The organism is Chamaesiphon sp. OTE_75_metabat_556, assembly GCF_031378165.1.
Taxonomy (GTDB): domain Bacteria; phylum Cyanobacteriota; class Cyanobacteriia; order Cyanobacteriales; family Chamaesiphonaceae; genus Chamaesiphon.
Window position 1 is genome coordinate 1 of the sequence record NZ_JANNDR010000340.1, and the last position, 8,643, is coordinate 8,643.

Consider the following 8,643-nt stretch of genomic DNA (forward strand, 5'->3'; position numbering starts at 1 on the left):
AGTTAATTGGTCCGATCGTCAACAACCTAGTATTACGAACCGATCTGGCTGGTAATCCGACCGTGCGGGAGTTACTCGATCGAGTCCGCCAAGTGACGCTGGCAGCTTATACCCACGAAGATTTACCCTTCGATCGGGTGGTGGAAGTCCTCAAGCCGATGCGGCACCTCAGCTACAATTCCCTGTTTCAAGTGATGTTCAGTTTCCATGATTCGGCGATGCCGGACTTAAGTCTGCCCGGTTTGGACATCAGCTTGCAGGAACCGATTAGCAACAAATCCGCCAAGTTCGATCTGGATTTATTGGTGATCCCGCGTGCGGAGCAACGGATACAGCAGGGTACTAAGACCGGAGCTAAGGGGATCACCCTCGTTTGGGAATACAACAGTGATTTATTTGATGCGGTCACCATCGAGCAGATGGCGGCGCAGTATCAAACTTTATTAGAGGGGATTGTTGCCCACCCAGGGCAGCAAGTTTCCCAATTACCACTGCTGACTCAGCCGCAACAGCAGTTACTGGTGGAGTGGAATCAGACTCACAGAGACTATCCAGCTCGCGACTGTATCCAAAAGTTATTTGCGGCTCAGGTGGAGTTAACGCCTGATGCTGTAGCTATTCAGCAAGCAGGTCAACAATTAACCTACCGCGAATTGAACGATCGCGCCAATCAACTAGCACAATATCTGCAAAGTTTGGGAGTCAAACCCGAAACGCTGGTGGGGATCTGTGTCGAGCCTTCCCCCGCCATGATTGTCGGCTTACTCGGTATTCTCAAAGCCGGAGGTGCTTATGTGCCGATCGATCCGGCGTATCCCCACCAGCGAATCGCGGACATCCTCGCCGATACCCAACTGGGCATTCTGCTAACGCCAGCAAAATTCTCAGCCAAGCTAGCAAATGATTTGTCTGGCATCATCTATTTAGATCCAGACTCGCCAGTAATTGACCAATATAGTACAGCTAATCCGATCGGTGACGTTCAACCCCACCACCTCGCCTACATCATCTACACTTCCGGTTCCACAGGCAAACCCAAAGGTGTGGCGATCGAACATCAGTCCCTAACAAATTTTGTTCTCACCACAATACATGAATATGGCATTAAGTCAAGCGATAAGATCCTCCAATTTGCGTCCATCTGCTTTGATACCTCGATCGAAGAAATATTTCCGTGCTTGTGTGTGGGCGCAACCTTAGTACTGCGCACCGAACAGATCCTCCACTCCAGCGATGAATTTTGGCGGTGTTGTCGCGCATGGCAGCTAACTGTGTTGGATCTCCCTACCGCCTATTGGCATCAATTGGTAACGGATCTCGATCCTGAAGATGCCCGCATTCCCGCCAGTCTGAGGACTGTAATTATTGGCGGCGAGTCAGCTCAACTCGAACAAGTCCAGCGGTGGCACAGTAGTGTGGCGCATCTGCCCGCACCACCCCAATTATTTAATAGTTATGGGCCGACGGAAGCAACGGTGATCGCCACCTTACACCGTTTCGATTCAGCCGCAGCCACCGAAATTTCGATCGGACGACCGATCGCCAATGCTCAGGTTTATATCCTCGATCGATATCTGCAACCATTACCGATCGGCGTTCCTGGCGAACTGTACATCGGCGGAGCCGGATTGGCTAGAGGCTATTGGCAACGTCCAGAACTGACATCTGCAAAGTTTATACCCCATCCCTCGATCGATCGTCCCCAATCAGATCGCCTGTATAAAACCGGAGACACAGCACGATTTCGACCAAATGGCAACCTCGAATATCTCGGTCGGAGTGACGATCTAGTCAAGATTCGGGGCTTTCGGATTGAGTTGGGAGAAATCGAGACAGTGCTGCGTCAACACCCACAAGTTTTGCAAGCTGTCGCGATCGCGCGGGAAGATAGCCCTGGTCAAAAACGACTCGTCGCTTATATCGTGCCCCAACAGCCGCAACCCAACACCGATGAATTGAGGCATTTCCTCAGCCAGCAACTGCCTAATTACATGGTGCCCTCGGCGTTCGTGCTGCTAGCCGCCCTGCCGATGACAGCCAACCGCAAGGTAGACTACCGCGCCCTCCCCATCCCCGATCGATCTCAACGCTCAGAAGATCGATTTGTGGCTCCCCGCACCCCCACAGAGGCGCGATTAGCAGCGATCTGGTCGGAGATCTTGAGACTAGAACGAGTTGGCATTCATGATAACTATTTTGAACTGGGCGGCGACTCGATCCTCAGTATTCAGTTAATTTCCAGAGCTAATCAAGCAGGGATTCAAATTGCCCCCAAACAGCTCTTTAAGTACCAAACTATTGCTGAGTTAGCTGCTATGGCAGGGATTGCTCCCACTGTCACAGCGGCACAAGGGCTAGTGACTGGCTCTGTGGAGCTAACACCGATCCAGCAGTGGTTGTTCGCGCAAAAATTACCCGATCCCGATTACTTTAACCAGTCAGCACTACTGGAAGTGCCGCCAAATTTGCTACCAGCGCAATTGCAGCAAGCGATCCAACAATTGTTAGTGCATCACGACGCGCTACGGCTGCGGTTTGAGCCAGTCGGTGGACACTGGCAGCAATTTAACCAATCAGTTGTTGAAGCTGTGCCATTTGAGGCGATCGATTTATCACACCTTGCGGACTCAGCCCAGCAAACAGCGATCAAGACAGCGGAAGCCCAACTCCAGGCTAGTCTGAACTTAGCCACTGGGCAAATCGTCCGAGTCGCGTTATTTCAGTTGGGCAAAGATCGATCGGGGCGGCTACTATTCATCGTCCATCATTTAGCTGTAGATGGCGTTTCATGGCGGATTTTACTGGAAGATTTGGCGACAGCGTACCACCAAATCAGCCGTGGCGAACCGATCGAATTACCGCCCAAGACTACTTCCTGGCAAGATTGGAGCGATCGCCTGAGCGCGTACTCCCGATCGGCGGCGATGTCTACAGAGCTAGATTACTGGCTCAGTCAAGCTAGTTTTCCCGTTACGGCGGTGCCAGTGGACTATCCGGTAGGTGAACATAACTCGATCGCCTCAACCGCTACGGTGTCTCTAGCGTTAACTCAAGCACAGACTCGCGCTCTGTTGCAGGATGTACACTCGGCTTACAATACCCACATCAACGAGGTGCTGTTAACCGCCCTCATCCAAAGCTTTGCCCACTGGACGGGCAAAAGTTCGCTGCTCATCGATCTCGAAGGGCATGGACGGGAAGATTTATTTGAGGATGTGGATCTATCCCGGACAGTGGGCTGGTTTACGACCTTATTTCCCGTTGGGTTACAGCTCGAACAAATTGACTCCCCCGGCGACGCGCTCAAAGTAGTCAAAGAACAACTGCGGCAGATACCCAATCGGGGGATTGGTTATGGCGGATTGAGATATTTACATCCAGATCGGACAATTCGCAGGCAACTAGAGCAGTTACCCCCAGCTCAGGTGAGTTTTAACTACCTGGGACAGTTCGATCGAGTCCTCGGTGCCGCGACTGGATTGGGTGTGGCGCAGGAATTTAAAGCCGCACAAAGCTTGGCAAATCAGCGTAGTCACCTGTTAGGCATCAGTGGCTTGATTCGAGCGGGAAAACTGGAGATGACTTGGAACTACAGCGAGAAAATTCATCACCGAGCCACGATTCAAAGCTGGGCGGATGGGTTTATGGCAGCATTAACCACCCTGATCGCGCACTGTCAATCGATCGAATCCCCAAGCTATACACCTTCTGACTTTGCTGCTGCCAAACTCAATCAACAACAACTTGACAAGTTTCTGCGCAAAATCAACAAAAATAAACCTAACATCAGTACCGCCCTCGATTGAAATTGGGGCTGATGATAGAAAGTCCGCCTTCGCGGACTAATTCGCTAGTCCGCGAAGGCGGACTTTGCATCACAAGCCGAGACTTTAGTCTCCAGGCAACTCTTATCCCGAACTCACGTTAAACCGAAGTAGCCATGATCGACAATATCGAAGATCTGTACGAACTTTCGCCGATGCAACAAGGGATGCTATTTCATCACCTGTACGCGCCAGCATCGGAAGTGTATTTTGAGCAATTGCTATGCATCCTCTCTGGCAAATTGCAGGTTTCAGCGTTTGTGCAAGCTTGGGAAGATGTGGTGGCGCGACACCCCGTTTTACGCAGTTCTTTTCATTGGGAAGAGATCGACAAGCCCTTACAAATGGTGAGTAAGCAAGTAGATCTCCCGTGGATGGAACTAGACTGGCGGAATTTCACACCGGAGGAACAACAACAGCAGTTAGTAGATTTGCTCGCAACAGATCGTCAAACAGGATTCGATCTCAGTGTCGCTCCATTGATGCGCTTTACGATTGTTCAGCTCGCAGAACAGAGCTACCAATTGATTTGGAGTCATCATCATATCCTGTTTGATGGCTGGTCGATGCAGATTATCCTCAAAGAAGTTTTGGCTTGCTATGAAGCAGATCAGCGCGGCGAGCAATTGCACCCGATCCCGGCTCTGCCCTATCGAGAGTATATTAATTGGTTACAGCAACAAGACATTGCGCAAGCCAAGGACTTTTGGCGACAAACTCTTCAGAGATTTGCAACGCCTACTTATTTACCTGGAAATCGAGCAGCCGGAATCTACCAGGAACAACATTTCAAATTAGATCGAACGGTAACTGCACAATTGCAATCTGCGGCGCGACAACACCATTTAACTTTAAATAATCTGGTACAAGGGGCATGGGCGTTGTTACTTGCTCGCTACAGTGGCGAAAATGATGTCGTCTTTGGTGCGACTGTCTCCGGTCGTCCACCAACACTCGATCGAGTAGACTCGATCGTGGGGCTGTTAATCAACACCATCCCGATTCGGGTGCAAGTTCCTGGCACAGCCGAATTATTACCTTGGCTGAAGCAATTACAAGCCCAAGCATTTGAACAGGAACCATATGCTTATTTTTCCCTAGCCGAAATCCAACAACTGAGTGATGTTCCAGCCGGAATGCCGCTATTTGAAAGTATTTTAGTGTTTGAAAATTATCCACTAGATGCTGCTGAACCAGACAGCCAAAAAACTTTAGAAATTAGCGATCTGCGTTGTTTTGAACGCACGAATTATCCGCTGACATTGGTGATTAATCCTGGCTCACAATTGGCTGGCAGAATTGTCTACGATACTAGTCGCTTTGAACAACAGACAATCGATCGACTAATTGGACATTTCCAAACATTGTTAGCCGGAATGTCCGCCAATCTCCACCAACATATTTGTCAATTATCCCTGCTCAGTGCCGACGAAACAGCACAACTAATTTTACAAGAGAGTCAACAACAGCCAGCGGATATTCATTGTCAATGTATTCATAATTTATTTGAAGAACAGGTCGAAAAAATTCCCGATGCAGTAGCAATTGTATATCAACAGCAACAGCTCACGTATCGAGAGTTAAATAACCGCGCCAATCAATTAGCTCATTATTTACAAACATTGGGAGTTAAACCCGAAGTTCGGGTTGGAATTTGTGTCGATCGATCACTAGCAATGGTTATAGCAATACTCGCTATTCTCAAAGCGGGTGGAGCTTATGTGCCCCTAGATCCCGCTTATCCTGCTGCCAGATTGTCATTGATGCTAGCAGATGCCCAAACACCGATTTTACTAACCCAAACTTATTTACAAGATCGACTCCCGATCGATCGCCAAACCGTAGTTAATCTTGACTCAGATTGGGAAATAATTTCCCACCACAAAACAGATAATTTACCTAATGAAGTTAGCCCAGAAAACTTAGCTTACATCACCTATACTTCTGGCTCGACGGGAACACCAAAAGGTACCGAAATCCCCCATCGTAGCATCATCGGTTTGATGTTTGGGGTTGATTATATGCACCTTGATGCCGACCAGATTTGGCTCCAACATTCATCGATTTCCTGGGATGCACTAACTCTAGAACTTTGGACACCATTACTTCACGGTGGGCGGTGTGTGCTTTATCCAGAAAAAATTCCCACACCAAAGAGCTTAATCGAGATTATTCAATCACAAAAAGTTAACATCCTCTGGCTAACTTCTGCCTTATTCAATCTCATCATTGATACAATACCACAAGGCTTGTTAGGAGTTAAACAACTGCTGATTGGCGGAGAATCTCTTTCTGTAGCTCATGTTCATCGTGCCTTGGAACTATTACCGGAAACCCAACTAATCAATGGTTATGGCCCTTCAGAATGTACAGTTTTCACCTGTTGTTACCCGATCTCTCACCAACTTGATGAAAATTTCCGATCGATTCCGATTGGCAAACCGATTGGTGACAGAACAGTTTATCTCCTAGATCGAGATTTACAGAGAGTGCCGATTGGTATTCCTGGAGAACTCTATGTGGGTGGGACAAGTGTTGCTAGAGGTTACTTAAATCGACCAACATTAACTCGTGAAAAGTTTATTCCTAATCCTTTTTTTCAGGGTGATACACTTTATAAAACAGGAGATTTAGTGCGCCGTCTTTCTGATGGAAATCTGGATTTTTTAGGTCGAATTGATACCCAAATTAAACTGCGCGGCTTTCGGATCGAACTAGCCGAAATTGAGACAGTTTTAAGTCAACATCCAGAGGTCAATCGAGTCGTAGTTATGCTCCGAGAAGACGAACCTGGAAATAAGTATTTAGTTGCTTATATTGTTGCCAAGAAGCACCCACCAACTACTAGCACCCTCCGCAACTTTCTCAAGGAAAAGCTACCTGACTACATGATTCCTGCTACTTTCGTATTGCTGGCAGCACTCCCCCTCACGCCTAACGGTAAGATCGATCGCAGTGCATTGCCCGTTCCAGATATTTCCCAAAGAAATCTAGAGGTTGAATTTGTTGCTCCGCGCACGCCTACCGAACAAGAATTAGCCACTATTTGGGCTGAAGTTTTGCGATTAGAACAAGTGGGAATTCACGATAACTTTTTTGAGTTGGGTGGACATTCTTTACTCGCAACCCAAGTTGTTTCTCGCTTACAAGAAGCCTTCTCGCTAGATTTTTCGCTGCGTTATTTATTTGAAAACCCGACGATTGCGGAACTCAGTCAAAAAGTGATTTCCGAACAAGTCGAGCAAGCAGAAAATGATGCCCTAGCACAGATACTAGGAGAAGTCGATCGATTATCAGCGGCAGAAGTGAGTCAGCAGTTACTTTTCTAAAGATTACATTCAGTTAGTAAATCAGAATTTTAAGATTCGCACAGAGAGTCATGAGCATTGTTCTTAATTAGGGAATACTATTAGAATTAATTATGAGCGATTTATTAAAACGGCTGGAACACCTTTCCCCAGAAAAACGAGAATTAGTTCTCCAAAAACTGAAACAGCAATCTATCCAAAATAATGGTAAGCAAACTCCACCTCTTATCCCAGTATCGCGAGAACAAACCCTTTCCCTCTCTTTTGCCCAACAAAGAATGTGGTTTCTCGATCGACTAGAAGGAGAAAGTTCTACTTATAACGTCCCATTTTTCTGGCAAATTAGCGGATTTCTGAATATAGCTGCTTTAGAACAAGCTATTGGCAAAATTGTGCGACGGCATGAAGTATTACGCACCAGTTTTGCAGTCGTAGATGGCTCACCAATCCAGGTGATTCACGCCGATCTGAAGCTGAAGCTCGAAGTATTAGACTGGCGACAATTTACAGAAGCAGACCAATTAGATCGATCGCGACAGTTGGCTAAAGACGAATTACAACAGCCATTTGACTTAGAAAATGGGTCATTGTTACGAGTAAAATTGTTGCAATTTAGCGATCGATCCCATCTACTGTTACTGACGATCCATCATATCGCTTGTGATGGCTGGTCAATGGATATCTTCCGCCGAGAATTGTTCGCCCTGTATAGTGCCTTCTGCGCTCAATTACCCTCTCCCCTGCCCGAATTATCGCTGCAATATGCTGATTTTGCTCACTGGCAACGACAATGGCTACAGGGCGATGTATTGCAAGCTCAACTTAACTATTGGCAACAACAATTAGCAGCAGCCCCGCCGCTGTTAGAATTGCCGACAGATCGATCACGTCCTTCAACTCAAACCTATCAGGGCGGGAGTGAATTTTTACAACTCGATCAAGATTTAACTCAGAAGTTAAAGCGGTTGAGTCAAGAGTCAGGAACTACTCTGTTTATGACTTTACTCACGGCATTTAAGCTGTTATTGTCGCGTTATAGTGGCAAAGAAGATATTGTGGTTGGTTCGGCGATCGCTAATCGCAATCGTCGTGAGATCGAACCTCTAATTGGCTTTTTTGTCAATACTATAGCATTACGGACAAATCTGCAAGGAAATCCCACTTTTTTAGAATTACTCGAACGGGTGAAGCAAGTAACCCTAGATGCTTACGATCGTCAAGATTTACCCTTTGAGAAATTAGTCGATGAACTGGGATTAGAGCGATCGCTCTCCCATCATCCCCTATTTCAAGTGGTCTTTAGTTTGCAAAATGAAACTCCAGAAATATTGGCACCAAATGGATTAACCTTGACTCCCTTTAAATGGGAAAATACCACGACTCTGTTCGATCTGTCGCTGATTTTTCGGGAAACACCCCAAGGGTTAATCGGGGAATGGGAATATGCTAGCGATTTGTTTGCAGCTACCACTATTCAACGGATGGCGGGACATTTTGTAGTTTTGATTCAG

General features: G+C 47.1%; 3 protein-coding genes. All 3 read left to right on the plus strand.

The features are described from left to right. Positions 1-3,806: amino acid adenylation domain-containing protein (locus RMO27_RS13695; protein ID WP_309733392.1), on the plus strand; the 3,806-nt coding region annotated here is incomplete at its 5' end. A 137-nt stretch (positions 3,807-3,943) separates the two neighbouring features. Continuing rightward, positions 3,944-7,153, plus strand: coding sequence for an amino acid adenylation domain-containing protein (locus RMO27_RS13700; protein WP_396133713.1), 3,210 nt, complete (start codon positions 3,944-3,946; stop codon positions 7,151-7,153). Between the two features lie 92 nt (positions 7,154-7,245). Beyond that, a partial coding sequence (locus tag RMO27_RS13705) for a condensation domain-containing protein (RefSeq protein WP_309733396.1) occupies positions 7,246-8,643 on the plus strand: 1,398 nt, incomplete at its 3' end.